This is a genomic window from Streptomyces niveiscabiei (genome assembly GCF_033794345.1).
In the GTDB taxonomy this organism is placed as follows: domain Bacteria; phylum Actinomycetota; class Actinomycetes; order Streptomycetales; family Streptomycetaceae; genus Streptomyces; species Streptomyces niveiscabiei.
The window spans coordinates 244,903-265,254 of sequence record NZ_JARAYJ010000003.1 but is presented as its reverse complement, the minus strand read 5'-3'; the positions used below and the strand labels follow the sequence as shown (position 1 = coordinate 265,254).

The window sequence follows — 20,352 nt, the reverse complement described above, 5'->3', positions numbered from 1 at the left end:
GGTGCTCGCCGAGGACCGGGAGACACGCGTGCGCGCGGTGCTGGACGCCGTGCGCGCCGAGGGACGCACGACGCTGACGGCGCCGGAGGGCAAGGAGGTCGCCGAGGCGTACGGGATCGCCGTACCGGGCGAGGAGCTGGCCCGCGACGTCGAGGAGGCGGTGGCGCACGCGGCGCGGTTCGGCGGGCCGGTGGTGATGAAGATCGTGTCGCCGGACATCCTGCACAAGACGGAGGCCGGCGGGGTGGTCGTCGGCGTCGAGGGGGCGGCAGGGGTGCGGGCCGCGTTCCACCGGATCGTCGACAACGCGCGCGCGTACGACGCGCAGGCGCGCATCACGGGCGTGCAGATCCAGGAGCTGCTGCCCGAGGGGCAGGAGGTGATCGTCGGGGCGGTGACCGATCCGACGTTCGGGAAGGTGGTGGCGTTCGGGCTCGGCGGGGTGCTCGTCGAGGTGCTGAAGGACGTCACGTTCCGGCTGGCTCCGGTGAGCGCGGACGAGGCGCTGTCGATGCTGTCGTCGATCCGGGCGGCTCCTGTGCTGGAGGGGGTGCGGGGACGTCCCGGCGTGGACCGGTGGGCGCTCGCTGAGCAGATCCGGCGGGTGTCGCTGCTGGTCGCGGAGTTCCCGGAGATCGCCGAGGTGGACCTCAACCCGGTGATCGCGACCCCTGAGGGGGCGCGCGCGGCGGACGTGCGGATCATCCTGTCCGACGCGCCCGCGCGCGAGCGGCGGCGCTACACGCGCGAGGAGATCCTCGCGTCGATGGGGCGGCTGATGCGGCCCCGGTCGGTGGCCGTGATCGGGGCGTCCGACGTGCCGGGGAAGATCGGCAACTCGGTGATGCGCAACCTGGTCGACGGCGGGTTCGCGGGGGACATCCTGCCGGTCAACCCGAAGGCGGACGACATCCTGGGGCGCAAGGCGTACCGGAGTGTCCTGGACGTGCCGGGCGAGGTGGACGTCGCCGTGTTCGCGATCCCCGCGCGGTTCGTCGCCGCCGCCCTGGAGGAGGTGGGCCGCAAGGGCATCCCGAACGCCGTGCTGATCCCCTCCGGCTTCGCGGAGACCGGGGAGGACGCCCTCCAGGCGGAGATCGTGGAGATCGCCGAGCGCTGCGGCGTACGGCTGCTGGGGCCGAACATCTACGGCTACTACTCGACCTGGCAGGACCTGTGCGCGACGTTCTGCACGCCCTACGACGTGAAGGGCGGGGTGGCGCTGACCTCGCAGTCGGGCGGCATCGGGATGGCGATCCTGGGGTTCGCGCGCAGTACGCGCACGGGCGTGTCGGCGATCGTGGGGCTCGGCAACAAGTCGGACCTGGACGAGGACGACCTGCTGACGTGGTTCGCGCAGGACCCGCACACCGAGTGCGTGGCGATGCACCTGGAGGACCTGAAGGACGGGCGGGCGTTCGTGGAGGCCGCGCGGGCGACCGTGCCGGTGAAGCCGGTCGTCGTCCTGAAGGCCGGGCGGACGGCGGCGGGCGCGCGGGCCGCGGGCTCGCACACGGGCGCGCTGGCGGGCGACGACGCCGTCTACGACGACATCCTGCGCCAGGCCGGGGTGATCCGCGCTCCGGGGCTGCACGACATGCTGGAGTACGCGCGCGCGTTGCCGGTGCTGCCGACGCCGCGCGGCGACAACGTCGTCATCATCACGGGCGCGGGCGGCAGCGGCGTCCTGCTGTCGGACGCGGTGACGGACAACGGGCTGTCCCTGATGGAGATCCCGCCGGACCTCGACGCGGCGTTCCGCCGGTTCATCCCGCCGTTCGGGGCGGCCGGCAACCCGGTGGACATCACCGGCGGCGAGCCTCCGGCGACGTACGAGGCGACGATCCGGCTCGGTCTTGAGGACCCGCGCGTGCACGCGCTGGTGCTCGGTTACTGGCACACGATCGTCACGCCGCCGATGGTCTTCGCGGAGCTCACCGCGCGCGTGGTGGCCGAGTTCCGCGCGCGGGGCGTCGACAAGCCCGTCGTGGCGTCGCTCGCGGGGGACGTCGAGGTGGAGGAGGCGTGCCAGTACCTCTTCGAGCGGGGGGTCGTGGCGTACCCGTACACGACCGAGCGGCCGGTCGCCGTGCTGGGCGCCAAGTACCGGTGGGCGCGCGCGGCGGGGCTCCTCGGGGGTGGTTCATGAGGTGAGGCGGTCGGGGGCCGGCCGACGGTGCGCGTCGGCCGGTTCCGGGACCCGTTCGCGCACGGAAGGCATGGGCCACGGACGGCTACCGGTTCTTTCGACGCCAAGGGGTGCACATTCAGATGAAGACCACCAGGTACGACTCCGCAGCCGTTCCCTACAGGGAGGTGACGGACCGGCACGGGCGCGTGTACCGGATCGGGGAGAGCGACCGGGACGTCATGGGGCGGCCCCGCTGGACCATGGTGCTGTTCCCCTGGATGGGGATGCTCGGCATCAGCTCCTCGGAGTACGCGTTCACGTCCGCCGAGGACACGCTCCACGAGGCGCATCTGTGGAGCAGCGGGCACATCTTCTGGCTGATGGGCGTCTGGGTGTTCTTCCAGGCGGCCGTGGCCTTCCCCGCGGGCCGGCTGCGGGAGAGCGGACGGCTCCCCGCGCGGTACGCGATGCTGCTCGGCGCGCTGGGCACGGTGCTGGGCTATCTGTCGCTGGCGTACGCGCCGCACGTCACGGTCGCCTATCTGGGCTTCGGGATGTGCAGCGGCATCGGCGCCGGCCTGGTGTACGCGACCTGCGTGAACATGGTCGGCAAGTGGTATCCGGAGCGCAAGGGCGGCAAGACCGGCATGGTCAACGGCGGGTTCGCCTACGGCTCGGTGCCGTTCGTGTTCCTGTTCACCTCGTACATGGACCTCGGCAACTACAAGGGCGTCCTGATCGCCGTGGGGCTGGTCTGCTGCACGGTCGTCGCGGTCGCGGGGTGGTTCTTCAAGGACCCGCCGAAGAACTGGTGGCCCGCGGACGTCGATCCGTTACGGATGACCGACGACCCGAAGATCCGGCGGGCGCTGCTGAAGAACCCGCCCGCGGTGCGGCAGTACACGCCCCGGGAGGCCGCGCGCACGCCCGTGCTGTGGATGATGTGGTTCTGCCTGCTGTGCACGGCCGGGATCAACATCTTCGGGATCGCCTTCCAGGTGCCGTTCGGCAAGGACATGGGGTTTGCGGGCGGGATCGTGGCCACCGCGATGTCCCTGAAGGCGATCGTCAACGGCACCGGGCGCGGGGTGATCGGCTGGATCTCCGACCGGTACGGGCGGCGCAACACGCTCGTCGTCGTGTGTGTCGTCCTCGGCACCGCCCAGTTCGGGGTGCTGGTCTCCGGACAGATGGGCAGCATGCCGTTCTTTCTGTTCTGCTCGATGGTCTCCGGGTTCGGCGGGGGCGCGATCTTCCCGCTGTTCGCCGCGATGACGGCCGACTACTTCGGCGAGAACAACAACGCCAGCAACTACGGGATGGTCTACAGCTCCAAGCTCGTCTCCGGTCTCGTGGGCTCCGGCGTCGGTTCGATCGTCGTCGGCGTCTGGGACTACGAGGGCGCGTTCGTCCTGGCGGGGTCGATCGGGCTGGCGTCCGCCGTCCTGGCGCTGTTCCTGAGGGCTCCGGGAAGGCCGCACGCCCGGCGTCGCATCGTTCCCAATCCGCATCCGCTCGGTGAGGAAATGGCCTGACATGACGGCAGATCCGTACGCAGCACGCTCCTCCCGGAACGTCTCCTACCGTGAAGTGACCGACGCGCGCGGGCGCGTGTACCGCGTGGGCGAGAGCGACCGGGACATCCTCGGGCACTCCCGCAAGCTGATGATCTGGCTTCCCTGGCTCGCGATGATGGCGATCAGCGTCTTCGAGTACGCGTACGGCTCGGCGGAGGACACGCTGTCCCACGCGCACGGCTGGACGCAGTCGAACACGTTCTGGATCCTCAGCGTCTGGGTGTTCTTCCAGGCCGGCGTCGCCTTCCCGGCCGGCTGGTTACGCGAGAAGGGCCTCCTCACGGCCCGTCAGGCCATGTACGCGGGCTCCGCACTGTGTCTCGTGGGGTTCCTGGCCCTCTCGCACCTCGACGACGTCCTGCTGGCGATTGTGGGCTTCGGCGTGGTCGGCGGCATCGGGGCCGGGCTCGTCTACGCGACCTGCATCAACATGGTCGGCAAGTGGTTCCCCGAGCGGCGCGGGGCGCGGACCGGGTTCGTCAACGGCGGGTTCGCGTACGGGTCGCTGCCGTTCATCTTCGTCTTCAACTACGGGTTCGACACCGCGAACTACCACCGGGTACTGGACCTCATCGGCTGCTACATCATGATCGTCGTGTTCGGGTGCGCGTTCTTCTTCAAGGACCCGCCGAAGAACTGGTGGCCCGCCGACGTCGATCCGCTCGCGCACGCGGGCGCCGGGCCGGCCTCGGGGAGTCTCGCGAAGAACCCGCCCGCCGTACGGCAGTTCACCCCCAAGGAGGCCATCCGCACCGGCATGCTGCCCCTGATGTGGCTGTCCGTGGTGATGACCGCCGGTGTCTCGATCTTCGGCATCTCCTTCCAGGTCGACTACGCCAAGGAGGTCGGTTTCGGCCCGCTCGTCGCCGCCTCCTCGATGGGCGTCATGGCGGTCGTCAACGGCGTCGGCCGGGGTGTCGTCGGCTGGCTCTCCGACCGCTGGGGCCGCAAGTCCACCCTCGTCTTCGTCATCGTCGTCCTCGGCCTCGCCCAGTTCGGCGTCATCTGGGCGGGCGACGTCCGCAGCGAGGCCCTGTTCCTGTTCTTCGCGTTCCTCTCCGGGTTCGGCGGGGGCGCGTTCTACCCGCTGTTCGCCGCCCTCACCCCCGACTACTTCGGCGAGAACTACAACGCGACCAACTACGGCCTGGTGTACAGCGGCAAGCTGATCAGCGGGCTGTTCGGGGGCGGCCTCGGCTCCCTCGTCGTCGCCTCCTGGGGCTACGACGGGGCGTACGCGCTCGCGGGAGGCGTGTCGATGGTGGCGGCGGTGATCGCCCTGCTGCTGCGGCAGCCGGGCCGGGCCGCCGCACCGAGCGGGGTCGGCTGAGAGCGGGCCGGTGGACAGCACGCGCGCGTGGAGGCCGTTTCCGCCGTCCACGCGCGCGTGCGTGTGTGTCAGCGGCAGCGTCTGAGGGAGGCCAGGTTGTCGTAGCCGATGCGGGCGTACGTCAGGGACTGGGCGGGGTCGGTGGTGCTGGGGGCGTTGTCCTGTTCGACCATGGGGTTGCGGTAGGCGGGGTCGCCGATGCGGGAGAAGAACGTCGTGTAGTCGATGTCGCCGGTGCCGAAGGGGACCATGTCGTAACCCATGCCGTTGGTGGTGTTGACGGTGCCGTCCTTGGCGTGGAAGAGGGGGTAGCGGCGGCTGTTGCGGGCGACCAGGGCCGCCGGGTCGAAGACCTTCTCGCGGGTGGAGCCGTCGGGGGCGGTGTACGTGTGGAACTTGTACTGGGCGACGTGGGCCCAGAAGACGTCCAGCTCCAGCCAGACGAGCCGGGGGTCGGTGGCCTTGAGGAAGTACTCCAGTCTGCGGATGCCGGAGCTGCGGGTCGGCCTGCCCTGCGCGTCGAGGGGGCCGGAGTCGAGGAGGAAGCCGTAGGCGGCGTCGTGGTTGTGCGTGTACAGCTTGACGCCCGCGCGCCGGGCGATCGCGCCGAGGGCGTTCCACTTGTCGGCGGCGACGTCCCAGTCGGCCTTGTGGGAGCTGCTCGTGGGGTCGGCGCCGGTGCCCATGTGCCCCAGGCCGAGGATGTTCGCGATCTCCAGGTGCTTCTTGAACGTGTCCAGTTCGGCGGGCACGAGCGGCCAGGACGGCGGGATGTACCCGTGGTTGCCGCGGGCCCGCAGCCCGTACTCGTCGAGCCAGGACCGCAGCAGCCGCGCCCCCTGCACGGACTCCAGGTTCGCCCCGCCGGGCGCGTTCGCGTGCTGCCCGTACCCGGCGAACTCGACCTGCCGGTAGCCGAACCGGGAGAGCTGCTTGAAGACCTCGCGGAACCCGGAGGGCAGGTCGGAGGCGAGCGGGTCGCGGCCGGTGGCGTCGCGGACGGTGTACAGGATGAGGCCGCGCCGGTTGGCGGGCACGAGGGCGTCACGGCCGTGGCCGTGGCCGTGTCCCTGGCCTCTGTCGAGGTTCTGGGCGGCGGCCGGCGCGGCGCCGAGGACGGGGGCGGCTATCGCGGCGCCCGCGGCGGCGGTGCAGGTGCTGAGGAAGCGGCGGCGGCCGATGCCGAGGGTGCGGCGCAGGGCCTCGGCGGTGCCGGATTCGTCGTTGAACGCGGTCACGGTGTCTCGCTTTCGGGTCGGTTTTCGGGTCGGTTCCGGGTCGCTCTCGGGTCGGTGGTGCGGACTGTCCGACGGGGGGTGACGTATCGGTTCTCCGGCCGGTGACCTGGGGTTCGTCCGGCGGAGGGCGGGGGCTGCCCGACGGTCGGCGGACCCCGTTGTCAGTGGCGTGTGGTTACGTTGAGTCACGGCGGTCGAACGGGTCGGCTGCCGGGGCTCGGCCCGGGTCTCAGCAGGTCTCAGGGGAGTTCCTTGAGGCCCAGGCCGGTCAGGAGGTCGCGGGCCAGGGCCAGTTCGGCGGCGATGCCGTCGGCGAGCTGGGCGCGGGTGCGGGGCCGCAGCGCGGGAGGGAGGGTCTGCCAGGTGTAGGTCTCGACTTCGAGATGCCGGGTGAGCGGGTGCGGGCCGCCGACGAGGCGGGTCAGCGCGGCGCGCAGGACGGGGAGCGTGGAGGTGAGGGGCGCGGCGGGCGTCGCGTGCAGCGGGACGTGGAAGTGCGCGCGCCAGGGCGCCGTACGGGACAGGGCGTCGGTGGTGAGCGCTTCCGCGAGGTCGTCGGTGCCGGTGAGCAGGCCGGCCTCGGTGACCGTGCGGGTCTGGTGCAGGTAGCGGGGTTCCGCGAAGGCGGCGAGGGCCTCGCGGACGGCGGGGAGGTCGGGCCGCTCGGCGTGCAGGGCGGCGGAGAGCTGGGACTTGACGACGGGGACGCGGGCCGCGGCCAGGGCGTCCAGGGCGGTGTGCGGATCTTCGAAGGAGGTGGCGAGATGGCAGGTGTCGACGCAGATCCCGATGCGGGGGTGCGCGATCGCGGCGAGCGGGGCGAGGGCGTCGGCGGTGGTCTCGACGACGCAGCCGGGCTCGGGTTCGAGTCCGACGCGTACGGACCGGCCCGTCAGGTCCTCCAGCGCGTCGAGGCGTTCGGCGAGCGTGCGCAGCGCGGTGTACGCCTTGTCGCCGCGTTCCTCGTCCAGGCGGGTGCGCCAGGCCAGCGGCAGGGTGGAGACGCTGCCCTCGGTGACGTCGTCGGGCAGCAGGCCGGCGAGGACCCGCGCGAGGGCGGTGGTGTGGTCGAGGCGTTCGGGGTCGGCCCAGTCCGGCTGGTACACGCGGTACTTGACCTCGCCGGTGCCGAACCCGTCGTACGGGAAGCCGTTGAGGGTGACGACCTCCAGGCCCCGCCGGTCGAGGGCGGTGCGCAGGGTGCGCAGGGCGGACGGGTCGGTGTCCAGGGTGTGCGCGGCGTCCCGCGCGAGCCACAGGCCGATCCCGAGGCGGTCGCGGCCGAGGCGGCGCCGTACGGGCTCGCAGTGGTCGCGCAGTTGCGCGAGGACGCCGTCGAGGGTCTCGGCGGGGTGGACGTTCGTGCAGTACGCGAGGTGGACGGTGGAGCCGTCGGGGTGGCGGAAGCGCATCGGTCACTCCCCTCCGCGCAGCACGGAGTTGCCCTCGTGGGTGGGCTCGGGGGCGCCGGCGTCCAGGTCGAGCCGGCCGCTCGCGCCGTAGAACGCGACGGGGTTGCGCCACAGGACGCGGTCCACGTCGTCCTCGGTGAACCCCTCCCCGAGCATCAGGTCGGCGACCGCGCGCGTCTTGAGGGGGTCGCTCCTCCCCCAGTCCGCCGCCGAGTTGACGAGCATCCTGTCGAGGCCGTGGCGGCGCAGGAGGGTGACCGTGCGCTTCTCGTCCATCTTCGTGTCCGGGTAGACGGAGAAGCCGAGCCAGCAGCCGCTGTCCAGGGCCGCGGTGACCGTCGTCTCGTTCAGATGGTCCAACAGGACGCGCTCCGGGGGGAGTTCGGATTCACGCAGGACGTCGAGGGTGCGGTGCAGGCCCGCGAGCTTGTCGCGGTGCGGGGTGTGGACGAGGGCGGGCAGGCCGTGGTCGGCGGCGAGCTGGAGCTGCGCGGCGAGGGCGGTGTCCTCGGCGGGGGTCATGCTGTCGTAGCCGATCTCACCGACCGCGACGACGTGGTCCTTCGCGAGGTAGCGGGGCAGTTCGTCCAGGACGGGGGTGCAGCGCGGATCGTTCGCCTCCTTCGGGTTCAGGGCGATCGTGCAGTGGTGGGCTATGCCGTACTGGGCCGCGCGGAAGGGTTCCCAGCCGAGGAGGGCGTCGAAGTAGTCGTAGAAGGTCTGGGGGGAGGTTCGGGGCTGGCCGAGCCAGAAGGCGGGTTCGACGAGGGCGCGGACGCCGGCCGCGTGCATGGCCTCGTAGTCGTCCGTCGTGCGGGACGTCATGTGGATGTGGGGGTCGAAGAGGCGCATCACGGCTCCGTCCGTCGGGGGGCTTGGGCCGGGGGGGTCGGTGCTTGGGCCGGGGGCTGCGGTGGGGGGTTCGGCGGGAGGTTCGGCGCTTCCGCCGCGGGCTGCGGCGGGAGGTTCGGCGCTTCCGCCGCGGGCTGCGGCGGGAGGTTCGGTGCTTGTGTCGCGGGCTGCGGCGGGAGGTTCGGTGCTTGTGTCGAGGGCTTCGGTGGGGTGGGCTCTCGTTTCGGCGCCGGGGTTTCGGTCTTCGGTGCCGGCCCTGCCGGGTGCCGTGGCTGTTCGGGGCCGGGCCTCGGGGTCTCGGCCAGGGCGAGGACCCTGCGCAGGTCCGGTTGGACCGGGCGGCCCGCCGCGGTGCGTTCCGCCGCCTGGTCGCGGAGCATCCGCGCGAGCTCCGTGTCACCCCGGGCGCGGTCCTCCAGGCCGGCCACCTCGTCCACGGGGACGCCGGTGAACAGGCACTTCAGTACGGCGTGGCGCCAGGCGTGCGCGTCGAGGTGGCGGGCGGCGTACGGGCCCAGCGCGGCGGCGACGAGGGTCGTGTCGTTGGTCCGCAGGGCGTCCTCGACCAGGGGGAGGGCGTCGGGGGTGACGGTGAGGTGCGGGAGCGCGTGCAGGATCGCGCGGCGTTCGGGCGGGGTGGCGTGGGCGTACAGGCGGGTCAGGGCGGGGGTGTCGGGGTGGGCCGCGTGCAGGAGGAGGACCCGGGCGGCGTCGGCGTACCGGGGGCCGCAGCGGCGGGCGGCCTCGGTGAAGTGGCGTTCCCAGGAGGGGAGTTGGGTGAGGGCTTGGTTCAGCCAGGCGAAGGGGGTGGGGGGCAGGTGGGTGCGGAGGTGGTCGTGGAGCGTGGGGGGAGGGGTGTGGGCGGGGGACGGGGGGTCGGGGGTGAGGGGGTGTGCGGGGGCGGTTGGTTCGGCGGCGGTGGGGGTGCCGGGTACGGGTGGTTCGGTGGCGGTGGGGAGGTTTGCGGGGTCGCGGGGTTCGCTTGCGACATGGAGGTTTGCAGGCTCGCGGGGGTCGGCTGCGGTGGGGAGTTCGGTGGCCGGGTGGGGGTCGGGTTCGGGGGGTTTCGCTTCGGCTCGGGGGGCGGGGGGCGTTTCTTCGGCAGCGGAGAGCCCTGCGCCAGGGGGTACCGCGCCCGGGCGTGGGGCGGCTTCAGTGGTCGCCGGGTGGGGGGTGGGGGTGTTCTCGGAGGCCCGTGGGGACGACGGGCGGCGCGGGTGGGGCATCGGGGGGCCTCCTTCAGGGAGTGGCCGCGGATTCGAGGAAGGGGAGGGAGCGGATGGCCTGGTGAGGGCCCTCGTGGGAGTGGCGGGGGAGTTCGACGACCGTCAGGCCCCGGTAGCCACTCGCGGCGAGGGCCGCGAGGACGGACGGGAAGTCGATCTCGCCCTCACCGAAGGGGAGGTGCTCGTGGACGCCGCGCCGCATGTCCTCGATCTGGACGTGCCGCAGCCAAGGTGCGGCTTCCCGGACGCAGTCGGCGGGCGGGAGGGGTTCCAGGCACTGGCAGTGGCCGATGTCCAGGGTCAGACCCAGGTCGGCGGGGTCGTCCAGGAGGCCGCGCAGGTGGTGGAAGTCGGCGAGGGTGGCGAGCAGATGGCCCGGTTCGGGTTCGATCGCGAGGGGGACACCGGCGGTGGCGCTCCGCTCCAGGACGGGCGCGAGGCTCTCCGTGAGCCGCTTCCACGCCGTGTCGTCCGGGGTGGCCTCAGGGGGTACGCCGCTGAAGCAGTGCACGGCCTCCGCGCCCAGCTCCTCTGCGACGTCCACCGCGCGGATCAGCAGGTCGGTCCGGCGGGCACGGTCCTGTGGGTCGGCGTCGACCAGCGAGGGGCCATGCTTGCGGCGCGGGTCCAGGACGTAGCGGGCCCCCGTCTCCACGGTCACGGCCAGCCCGAGCACGTCGAGCCGGCGAGCCAGCCGCCGGGTACGGGTCATCAGGTCCGGCGCCAGGGGGTCGAGGTGCATGTGGTCGAGCGTCAGGCCGAGCCCGTCGTAGCCGAGGTCGGCGAGGAGGGCGAGAGCGTCGTCGAGCCTGAGGTCGGCGAGACCGTTGGTGCCGTAGCCGAAGCGGAGGGGGTGAGGGGCCGGGGGCCGGGCCTGGAGGGAGGCGTGCGGCGCGGGACGGGACTCGGAGGAGCGGGAACCCGGCGCGTTGCGGGACGCAAAGGAGCGGGACACGGAAGAACGGGAACCCGGCTCGCGGGGAGACCCGGAGGAGCCGGAGCCCTGCTCACTGCGGGACGCAGAGGAGCGGTCGCCCAGCTCGCTGCGGGACGCGGAAGAGCGGTCGCCCAGCTCGCTGCGGGACGCGGAAGAGCGGAACACGGAAGAACAGGAGCCCGGCTCGCTGAGAGCCCCTGGGGAGCGGAAACCCGGCTCACTGCGGGACACGGAGAAGGGGTCGCCCAGCTCGCTGGGAGACCCGGAGGTGCGGAAACCCGGCTCGCAGTGGGACGCGGAAAGGTGATCGCTTCCCGCCTGCGGCGCTCCACTCACCAGTTCCTCGGCACCGTACGCCCCACTGCCCGACTCGGCCCGGGCACTGGGGAGGTCACGACCCTCCGCCTGGGCCTCGCCCTCGGGCACGCGGCCATCGGCCGGCCTAGCCCCGCGCCTGCCCCCACAGCCACCGGCCACCCCGAGCGCGCCCTCGCGCACACCGCCCCTCCCCGCCCCTCGCACACCAACCACAGCCCCACGCCCCCCAACCCCGCTCACGCTCCCTCACCCCCTGCTTCGGACCCCCGCCCGACAGCACTGCCATCCACTCCCGTCCTCACGGCCCCCCGTCTAGCGGCATCACCATCCGCACCCGCCGCCATGGCTCCCTGCCCGACAGCATCACCATCCGCACCCGCACCCGCACCCGCACCCGCCTCCGCACCCGCGACCCCCTGCCCGGCACCATCGCCATCCGCACCCGCACCCGCACCCACAGCCCCCCGCCCGGCACCATCACCATCCATCCCCTCCGCCACGAACCCCCTCCCGGCACCATCCCCCTCCGCCCCCAACTCACCCGCGAACCGCACCAGTTCCCCCCACTGCTCCTCCAGCCCCGCAGCCGCCTCCCCCACCGGGTCCTTGAAGAAGAACGCCAGGGCGGGCAGTGGGCCGGAGAGGCCGCGTTCGTGGGCGCGTAGCGCGAGACGGGCGAGGTCGAGGACCAGAGGTGCGGCGAGGGCGGAGTCGCAGCCCTGCCAGGTCGTCTGGAGGGTCATCCGCGTGCCGAGGAAGCCGTCGAAGGCGATGTGGTCCCACGCGGTCTTCCAGTCGCCGAGGGCGGGTACGTCGTCGATGTGGACGCGGCCCTCGGGGGTCGTACCCAGCGTGTCGGCGAGGACCCTCTCCTTGCCCGCGTTCTTCGCGGCGGCGGCACCGGGATCGGCCAGCGCGGCACCGTCCCCACCGCCGAGGAGGTTGACGCCGGACCAGGAACGGACCTCCAGCGCACGCCGGTTGAACATCGGACCGAGGACGGAGCGCAGCAGGGTCTGCCCGGTCTTCCCGTCCCGCCCGGCATACGGCAGCCCGCGCGCCTCCGCGAGCCCCGCGAGCGCGGGGTGGTGCAGCCCCGTGGAGGGCGTGAAGTTGACGTAGGGGCAGCCGGCGCGCAGAGCCGCCGCCGCGTACAGCGAACTCGGCGGCAGGGCAGCGCCGTCGGGAGCCGCCTCGGTGGAGGCGACGTTCACGACGACCGCGCGGGCGAGCCCCCTGCGCCGTACGAACTCCTGGATGTCAGCGGCGAGAGCGGCAACGCACGCCTCGTCGCTCTCCAGCAGCCCGGAAGGACCTCCACCACCGGCGACGCCGTCACCGGGAACCGACGGCTCCCCCGCCTCGTACCCGCCACCGGCGTCGACACGTACGGCATCCACGCCACCACCGCCACCACGACCGGCATCGCCACCAGCACCAGCACCAGCCTCCCCCCGACCCCGCCCCATCCTGATCTCCCGCTCAGCGGCAGCCAGTTCGGCTTCCACCGCCGCCGCGAGCCCCGTCGGCAGCACCCCCTCCGCCGCCAGTTCCTCCGCCCGTTTCACGAGGGGGGTGTCCGAGATGTCGTGGCCCCCGAAGACCAGTGACGTCAGCGGCGGCAGGCCCGAGTCCGTGAACTCCGGTTTCTCCGTGACGAGTCCGGTCGGGGGACGCAGTCCGGCGGTCACGGCCGCGCAGCCCGCGACGGCGGTGGTGGCGACGGAGCCGCGTGCGCCGATCAGCCAGACGCCTACGTCGGGCATGGCAACCTCCTTGCGGTGTACGTGAGTTGCGAGGGACGGCGGGCGGGAGTCCGGCGTCTCCCGCCCGCCGCCGTTCAACGGCCCTCGGCGGGCAGTTCCTTGACGCGGATGTCGCGGAACGACACCTCGTCGGCGGGCCCGTGGTTCTGGAGCCCGATGTGTCCGTCGCGCAGGCTGCGCGCGGGGTCACGATTGGTGTAGTCGTTGATCCGCACGCCGTTGAGCCAGACGCGCAGCCGCTCGCCCTCCACCCGGATCTCGTACGTGTTCCACTCCCCCGGCGGATTCAGCGCGCGGTCGCGCTTCCTCAGGTCGGCGGACTTGAACCCGTACACGGCGCCGGTCGTCCGCGAGGGCACGTCGGTGGCGTCGATCTGCACCTCGTACCCGTGATCGACGGCCGACCAGGGGTCGTCGGAGGCCGGAAACCCCACGAACACACCGGAGTTGGAGTCGCCGGTCACCTTCCAGTCGAGCTTCAGCGAGTACGCGGAGAGGGCACGCCCCGCGTACCAGAGGAGCCCCATCCCGCCGGACGAGGTCCAGGTCCCGTCCGTGGAGCGGGTGAAGGAGCCGGGGCCGGCCTGCCTCCAGTCGCCGTCGGTGAGGCTCGTGTAGCCGCTCTCCGGACGGCAGTCGGCCTGGGCCGCGCCGATCGCGTACCGGATCCCGCCGAGCAGGTGCGCCCGGTAACCCGGGTCCGTGTACGACTCCTTGGTGTGTCCGGCGCCGGTGTAGAAGGCGCGGCCTCCCTGGTAGGTCTGGCACCAGGCGATCGGGTGATCGCCGTTCATGCCGCCGCCGGTGTAGGACGACTCGTCCAGGGATGCCAACACCCGTACGGACGAACGGGGGTTGGAGCGGTAGTCGTACCATTCGTCGGTGCGGTGCCAGGTCGGCGGGAGACCGGACGTCGCCGGGTGGGCGTGGTCCTCGACGACCATGTCGGCCGGCTGGATCGCCGGGTGGCCGCGGAAGTAGGCGCCGACGAGGCCGCCGTAGAACGCCCAGTCGTACTCGGTGTCGGCGGCTGCGTGGACGCCTACGTAGGCACCTCCTTTGTGTATGTACCGCTCGAACGCAGCCTGTTGGGGTTCGTCGAGGACGTTCCCGGTGGTGGAGAGGAAGACGACGGCGGCGTAGCGGCGGAGGTTCGCGGCGCTGAAGGCGCTCGCGTCCTCTGTCGCGTCGACCCTGAACTCGCCGCTGGAGGCGCCGAGTTCACGGATCGCGTTGATGCCGTCGGGGATGGAGTCGTGCCGGAAGCCGGCCGTCTTGGAGAAGACGAGGACGCGGGGCGCCGTATCGTCCGGGCGGGCCAGGGCAGTTGGTTCGGCGAGAGCGCCGAGGAGCAGGGTGGCGCCCGCGACCGCGCTCAGTGCGCGCATCATGGGGGCGTGCCTCTCAGTTGGTGGTGAAGGTGAAGTCGTCGATCTCGTACAGGGGTTGACCGCTGCGGCCCTTGAAGACGAGGTAGAGGGCGGTGGTCCCGCGCGGTGCCCTGGACAGCTTCGCGGTGACGTCCTGGTAGGTCTCCCAGCCGCCGGTCACCGGCACCTTGGCTTTCCCGAGGAGGGTGCCCCTGGCCGATCCCGCACGGATCTCCAGAGTGCCGCCGGCTCCGGCGGAGGCGACCCTCGCCGTGACCGACTTCGCGCCCCGCAGCGCGTACGGCGTGAACGAGATCCAGTCGCCGTTCTCGATGGCGCCGACGGTCTTCGCGCCGTTCGCGGACGTCCGCGAAGTCACCGTCACCCCACTGGAGTTGCCGTAGTGCTCGGCCTGCCGGTGCCGGGGCTGGAGGACGTTGCGGTCGTGCGAGGTGAGCGCGGCCTGGCCGCCGCCCCCGTTGTCCGTGTACTCGGCGTCGAGCACCCCGAAGATGTTGGCGTTCGGGTCGTGGCCGCCGTCGGCGCTGGTCTGGAGGGTGCCGGTGCAGCCGGTCGCGGAGGTGATCGGGTGGCCGTGGCTGTCGTGGCCGAGGATGAAGCGGACGGTGACCTTGGAGCAGTCGATCGCCTTGCCGTCCTCGGGGTCGGTGACCTTCACCGTGAACGGGATCGCGTCACCGAAGCTGAACAGCTGCCCGTCCTGGGGGGTTTGGATGACGACGGTGGGCGCGGTGTTGCCGACGATGACCTGGACGCTCGCGCTGCCGGTACGGCCGTCGGGGTCCTTCGCGGTCAACGTCGCCGTGTACGTGCCGTTCTTGCGGTACGTGTGCGACGGGTTCGCGGACGTCGAGGTCGCGCCGTCGCCGAAGTCCCAGCGGTAGGTGAGCGCGTCGCCGTCCTGGTCGGACGTCCCGGCCGAGGAGAACCTCACCTTCAACGGGGCTTGCCCCGATGTCCTGTTGGCGGCTGCCTGGGCCACGGGCGAGTGGCCGTCGGTCGCGTTCTCGATGCGGTACAGCGCGGAGTGCTCGTCGCCGCCGAACCAGGAGAGGCCGTAGTCGAGGACGTACAGCGCGCCGTCGGGGCCGAACGCCATGTCCATCACCTGGGTGCCGGACCAGGGGATGTCCTTGATGGACTGGACCGTGCCGTTCGCGTCGCTGGAGATGCGCTTGATCCAGCGGCGGCCGAACTCCCCGGCGAAGAAGTCCCCGTCGTACGCCTCGGGGAACTTGACCGGCGAGTCGAGGTTCGCGTCGTAGTGGTAGACCGGGCCGCCCATCGGGGACTCGGATCCGTCGCCGAACTCCGGTACGGAGGCGCCGTCGTAGGGAATCCACGCGGGCTGCGCCGGGGGCAGGTCGACGAGGCCCGTGTTGTGCGGGGAGGTGTTCTTCGGGGCGTTGCAGTCGAAGGCCGCGCCGGAGGTCTTCGTGGCGAAGTCGTACTGCTTGTACGCGTCGTTCGCGCCCGTGCAGTACGGCCAGCCGAAGTTGCCGGGGCCGGTGACGCGGTTGAACTCGACCTGCCCGGCCGGACCCCGGTTCGGGTCGGCGGCGCCCGCGTCGGGGCCGTAGTCGCCGATGTAGAGGTACCCGGTGGCCTTGTCGACGCTGAAGCGGAACGGGTTGCGCAGGCCCATCGCGTAGATCTCGGGCCGCGTCTTGGCCGTGCCGGGCGCGAACAGGTTGCCGTCGGGGACCGTGTACGAGCCGTCCGCGTTCACCTTGATACGCAGGATCTTGCCGCGCAGGTCGTTGGTGCTGCCGGCCGAACGCCGGGCGTCGAAGCCGGGGTTGCGGCCCTCGCGCTGGTCGATGGGGGTGAACCCGTCGGACTGGAAGGGGTTCGTGTCGTCGCCCGTCGACAGGTACAGGTTGCCGGCCGCGTCGAAGTCGATGTCGCCGCCGACGTGGCAGCACAGGCCGCGTGTGGTGGGGACGTCCAGGATCTGCTTCTCGCTGGCCGTGTTCAGGGTGCCGTCCGCGTTCAGCGTGAACCGGGAGAGGCGGTTGACCCCGTCGAAGGGCGCGAAGTCGGCGGCGGTGCCGGTCTCGGGGGCGTCGCCGGCCGGGGTGTTCAACTTGGGTGCGTAGTAGAGGTAGATGAAGCGGTTCGTGCTGAACTGCGGGTCGACGCCGATGCCTTGGAGGCCCTCCTCGTCGTGGGAGTAGACGTCGAGCTTGCCGCTCAGGCGGGTGTTGCCGGCCGCGTCCGTGAGGCGCAGTTCGCCGTCGCGGGAGGTGTGCAGGACAGAACGGTCCGGCAGGACGGCGAGCGACATCGGCTCACCGACCTCCGCCTCGCCCTTCGCGAGGGTGACCTGCTGGAAGTCCTCGGCGGCGGACGGTGCCGGGGCGGGGTCGTGGGCGACGGCTGCGCCGGCGACGGGTGAGGTCAGGCTGAGCGACGCCCCCGCGAGCAGGGCGCCGGTCGCCAGCGCGACGGCTTTGCGCAGCGCGGTACGTCTTCTCGGGGTGCGGTTGGTGGGGTCGTTCCCGTGCACGGGTGCCTCCAGGGTGGTGCGGGCGGGTGCGTACGCCGGGATGCGCCGTCATCCCGGAGCGGGGAGTGCGGGGCCGGCTGCGGGGTGACGCGGCCGGCCCGGACAAGACGAGTGGATCGGTGGATCGGTGGGTGAGTGGCTGAGTGGCTCGCTGGTCGAGTGGCTCAGCCACTCCTGCCGGTGCGGTGGCTCGGTGGCCGAGTGGCTCAGCCACTCCTGCCGGTGCGGTGGCTCGCTGGCCGAGTGGCTCAGTGGCCAAATGGCTCAGCCACCGCCCCCCTCCACCCAGCCCACCTCACCCCCCTCAGCTGGAGAACGCCGCATCGAACGAACTCGACGGCGGCTCGAAGTCGAACCCCTTCAAGCGGGCCAGCGCCTCCGGCGCCCCCTGGAGCCGGTCCATCCCGGCGTCCTCCCACTCGACGGAGATCGGCCCCTGATAGTCGATGGACCGCAGCATCCGGAACACGTCCTCCCAGGGAACGTCCCCGTGCCCGGCCGACACGAAGTCCCACCCACGCCGGGGGTCGCCCCACGGCAGGTGCGACCCGAGCCGCCCGTTGCGCCCGTCCAGCCGCTTGCGCGCCTCCTTGCAATCCACGTGGTAGATCCGGTCCCGGAAGTCCCAGAGGAACCCGACGGGATCGAGGTCCTGCCACACGAAGTGCGAGGGGTCGAAGTTGAGCCCGAACGCGGCCCGGTGCCCGACGGCCTCCAGCGCGCGATGGGTGGTCCAGTAGTCGTAGGCGATCTCACTGGGGTGCACCTCGTGCGCGAACCGCACCCCTTCCGCGTCGAAGACGTCCAGGATCGGGTTCCACCGCGCGGCGAAGTCCTCGTACCCCCGCTCGATCATCGCCTCGGACGCGGGCGGGAACATGGCGACGAGGTGCCAGATCGCGGACCCGGTGAACCCGATGACGGTGTCGACCCCGAACGCGGCGGCGGCCCGCGCCGTGTCCCGCATCCGCTCGGCGGCCCGCTGCCGTACGCCCTCGGGGTCGCCGTCCCCCCACACGTCGCCGGGCAGGATCGCCTGGTGCCGCTCGTCGATGATGGCGTCGCAGACGGCCTGCCCGACCAGGTGGTTGGAGACGGCCCAGCACTTCAGGCCGTATTTGTCGAGGAGTTGGCGCCGGGACTCGATGTACGAGGGATCGGCGAGGGCCTTGTCGACCTCGAAGTGGTCGCCCCAGCAGGCGAGTTCGAGTCCGTCGTAGCCGAAGTCGCGGGCGAGCCGGCAGACCTCCTCCAGGGGAAGGTCGGCCCACTGTCCGGTGAACAGGGTGAACGGGCGCGGCATGCTCGGGCCTCCTCAGTTGACCGGGGTGTAGACGGAGTTCTTCTCGGCGCTCTCCTCGACCGCCGCGAGCACCCGCTGCACCTGGAGCCCGTCGGCGAACGACGGTTCGGGGGCGCGGAGTTCGGCGACGGCGTGGACGAGGTCGCGGGCCTGGTGGACGAAGGTGTGCTCGTAGCCCAGTCCGTGTCCCGGGGGCCACCAGGCGCCGAGGTAGGGGTGGTCGGGTTCGGTGACGAGGATGCGGCGGAAGCCGCCCTCGGTGTCGGGCAGCGTGCCGTCGTGGAACCAGAGTTCGTTGAGCCGCTCCAGGTCGAACCACAACGAGCCCTTCTCGCCGTTGAGTTCGATGCGCAGGGCGTTCTTGCGGCCGGTGGCGTAGCGGGTGGCCTCGAAGGAGGCGAGGGCACCGGAGGCGAACCGCCCGGTGAACAGGGCGGCGTCGTCGACGGTGACGGTCCCCGTGCCCGAGGAAGTGCCCCCGGCGGACAGGCCGCTCGTGGCGCCACCCGGCAGCGGACGTTCCCGGACGAACGTCTCGGTCAGCGCCGACACCCCGGCGAGCCGCTCCCCCGCCAAGTACTGGGCGAGATCGACGATATGGGCACCGAGGTCCCCCAGCGCCCCCGACCCGGCCAGCTCCTTCCGCAACCGCCAGGTGAGCGGGAACTCCGGGTCGACGAGCCAGTCCTGAAGGTACGTCACCCGCAGGTGGCGCAGCCTGCCGAGCCGGCCCGCGTCCACCAGCTGCCGGGCGAACGCGGTCGCGGGAACCCGGCGGTAGTTGAACCCGACCATGGCCAACTGCCCGCGCCCGTACGCCTCTTCGGCGGCGCGGACCATGCCCTCGGCCTCTTCGACGGTGTTCGCGAGGGGCTTCTCGCACAGCACGTGCTTGCCGGCCGCGAGGGCCGCGAGGGCGATCTCGGCGTGGCTGTCGCCGGGGGTGCAGATGTCGACGAGGTCGATGTCGTCGCGGGCGATCAGCTCGCGCCAGTCGGTCTCGGCGGACTCCCAGCCGTGCCGGTCCGCGGCCTGGCGTACCGCGTCCGGGTCGCGCCCGCAGATCGCGGCGAGGACCGGGGTGAGGGGGAGGTCGAAGACCCGGCCGACGGTGCGCCAGCCCTGGGAGTGGGCGGCGCCCATGAAGGCGTAGCCGACCATGCCGACGCGCAGCGGCGGCTTCCCCGGTTCCGCGGCCGACTCCCTCGGCTCCTGCGGCTGTTCCATGCGGTGGTCCTCCTCGTCGTGGTGCGCGCGGTGGGGGGATGCGGGCCGGGCCGCTCCCCTGGGCCCGGCCGGTTCTGTCACCTGAAGCCGGTGGGCAGGTACTGGTCGACGTTGGTCTTGTCGACGACGGCGGAGTACAGGGTGATCGAGGCGGGGATCTCGAACTCGGCGAGTCCGCCGACGCCCTTGCCCTGGCCGAGGGCGCGGGCGAGGTCGATCGCGGAGGCGGCCATCGTCGGCGGGTACAGGACGGTCGCCTTGAGGACGCCGTTGTCCTGCTTGATGGCCTGCATCGCGGAGAGCGCGCCCGCGCCGCCGACCATGAGGAAGTCGTCGCGCCCGGCCTGCGAGACGGCGCGCAGGGCGCCCACGCCCTGGTCGTCGTCGTGGTTCCACAGGGCGTCGAACTGGGGCTGGGCCTGGAGGAGTTGGGCCATCTTGGCCTGTCCGGACTCGACGGTGAAGTCGGCCGCCTGGCGGGCCACCTTGCGGATGCCCGGATAGTTCTTCAGGGCGTCGTCGAAGCCCTGGGTGCGCTGGCGGGTCAGCTCCAGGTTGTCGATGCCGGCGAGTTCGACGACCTTCGCGTTCGCCTTGCCCTTGAGTTTCTCGCCGATGTAGCGGCCGGCGTTGAAGCCCATGCCGTAGTTGTCGCCGCCGATCCAGCAGCGGTACGCCTGGGGGGTGTTGAAGATCCGGTCGAGGTTGACGACGGGGATCCCGGCGCGCATCGCCTTGAGGCCGACCTGGGTGAGGGCCTTGCCGTCGGCGGGCAGGATGACGAGGACGTCGACCTTCTTGTTGATGAGGGTCTCGATCTGCCCGATCTGCTGGGCGGTGTCGTTGGAGCCCTCGGTGATCTCCAGCGTGACGTCGGAGTACTTCTGGGCGCGCTTCTTGGCCTGGTCGTTGATCGCGTTGAGCCAGCCGTGGTCGGCCTGGGGCCCGGCGAAGCCGACGGTGACCTGTTTGCCGGGCTTGTCGTCGGCGGCGGGCTGTCCGCTGTCAGCGGCCTGGTCCTTGTCGTCGCTCGCCTCGTTGCTGGTGCAAGCGGTGAGGACGGCGGCGGCCGAGACGGCGGCGCTCCCGAGGAGCAGCCCTCTGCGGCTGGGGATGTGTGCCATGGCGGTGAGAA

Annotated in this window: 14 protein-coding genes; 3 read left to right on the top strand and 11 right to left on the bottom strand. The window is 71.9% G+C overall.

The window, feature by feature from the left end; translation table 11 throughout:
- Window position 1 precedes the first annotated feature (1 nt).
- The 3 genes from PV682_RS05540 (at window position 2) to PV682_RS05530 (ending at window position 5,038) form a co-directional block, all read left to right on the top strand.
- Entirely contained in the window at window positions 2–2,149 is a 2,148-nt protein-coding gene (locus PV682_RS05540; RefSeq protein ID WP_319724600.1) for an acetate--CoA ligase family protein, read from the top strand.
- A 122-nt stretch (window positions 2,150–2,271) separates the two neighbouring features.
- A complete protein-coding gene (locus PV682_RS05535) occupies window positions 2,272–3,666 on the top strand; it encodes an OFA family MFS transporter (RefSeq protein ID WP_319724598.1) in 1,395 nt (464 codons plus the stop codon).
- 1 nt (window position 3,667) lies between these two features.
- Window positions 3,668–5,038, top strand: a complete 1,371-nt coding sequence (locus tag PV682_RS05530) for an OFA family MFS transporter (RefSeq protein ID WP_319724596.1) — start codon at window positions 3,668–3,670, stop codon at window positions 5,036–5,038.
- A 68-nt stretch (window positions 5,039–5,106) separates the two neighbouring features.
- On the opposite strand, the gene PV682_RS05525 is transcribed toward PV682_RS05530, so the two are convergent.
- The 11 genes from PV682_RS05525 to PV682_RS05475 form a co-directional block, all read right to left on the bottom strand.
- Window positions 5,107–6,276, bottom strand: a complete 1,170-nt coding sequence (locus PV682_RS05525; protein ID WP_319724594.1) for a sugar phosphate isomerase/epimerase family protein — start codon at window positions 6,274–6,276, stop codon at window positions 5,107–5,109.
- A 239-nt stretch (window positions 6,277–6,515) separates the two neighbouring features.
- The gene (eboE, locus tag PV682_RS05520) at window positions 6,516–7,688 is read right to left on the bottom strand and encodes a metabolite traffic protein EboE (protein ID WP_319724592.1); all 1,173 of its coding nucleotides are present in this window, start codon (window positions 7,686–7,688) and stop codon (window positions 6,516–6,518) included.
- 3 nt (window positions 7,689–7,691) lie between these two features.
- Complete coding sequence (locus PV682_RS05515; RefSeq protein ID WP_319724590.1) at window positions 7,692–8,540, bottom strand: TatD family hydrolase; 849 nt, start codon at window positions 8,538–8,540, stop codon at window positions 7,692–7,694.
- Window positions 8,540–9,766 (bottom strand): EboA domain-containing protein, encoded by a 1,227-nt coding sequence (locus tag PV682_RS44265; protein WP_407705603.1) that lies wholly within the window; start codon window positions 9,764–9,766, stop codon window positions 8,540–8,542. The genes PV682_RS05515 and PV682_RS44265 overlap by 1 nt, the downstream gene beginning before the upstream one ends.
- A 13-nt stretch (window positions 9,767–9,779) precedes the next feature.
- A complete protein-coding gene (locus PV682_RS05505; protein WP_319724588.1) occupies window positions 9,780–10,721 on the bottom strand; it encodes a sugar phosphate isomerase/epimerase family protein in 942 nt (313 codons plus the stop codon).
- Window positions 10,722–11,257: 536 nt separating this feature from the next.
- Window positions 11,258–12,787 (bottom strand): inositol-3-phosphate synthase, encoded by a 1,530-nt coding sequence (locus PV682_RS05500; RefSeq protein ID WP_319724586.1) that lies wholly within the window; start codon window positions 12,785–12,787, stop codon window positions 11,258–11,260.
- Window positions 12,788–12,861: 74 nt separating this feature from the next.
- The gene (locus tag PV682_RS05495; protein ID WP_319724867.1) at window positions 12,862–14,175 is read right to left on the bottom strand and encodes a ThuA domain-containing protein; all 1,314 of its coding nucleotides are present in this window, start codon (window positions 14,173–14,175) and stop codon (window positions 12,862–12,864) included.
- A 16-nt stretch (window positions 14,176–14,191) separates the two neighbouring features.
- Window positions 14,192–16,687, bottom strand: coding sequence for a PQQ-dependent sugar dehydrogenase (locus PV682_RS05490; protein ID WP_319724584.1), 2,496 nt, complete (start codon window positions 16,685–16,687; stop codon window positions 14,192–14,194).
- Between the two features lie 304 nt (window positions 16,688–16,991).
- Window positions 16,992–17,990, bottom strand: coding sequence for a sugar phosphate isomerase/epimerase family protein (locus tag PV682_RS05485; protein WP_319724582.1), 999 nt, complete (start codon window positions 17,988–17,990; stop codon window positions 16,992–16,994).
- A 12-nt stretch (window positions 17,991–18,002) separates the two neighbouring features.
- Complete coding sequence (locus PV682_RS05480) at window positions 18,003–19,217, bottom strand: Gfo/Idh/MocA family protein (RefSeq protein ID WP_319724580.1); 1,215 nt, start codon at window positions 19,215–19,217, stop codon at window positions 18,003–18,005.
- A 77-nt stretch (window positions 19,218–19,294) separates the two neighbouring features.
- Window positions 19,295–20,341 (bottom strand): substrate-binding domain-containing protein, encoded by a 1,047-nt coding sequence (locus PV682_RS05475; protein WP_319724579.1) that lies wholly within the window; start codon window positions 20,339–20,341, stop codon window positions 19,295–19,297.
- Between the last annotated feature and the right edge of the window lie 11 nt (window positions 20,342–20,352).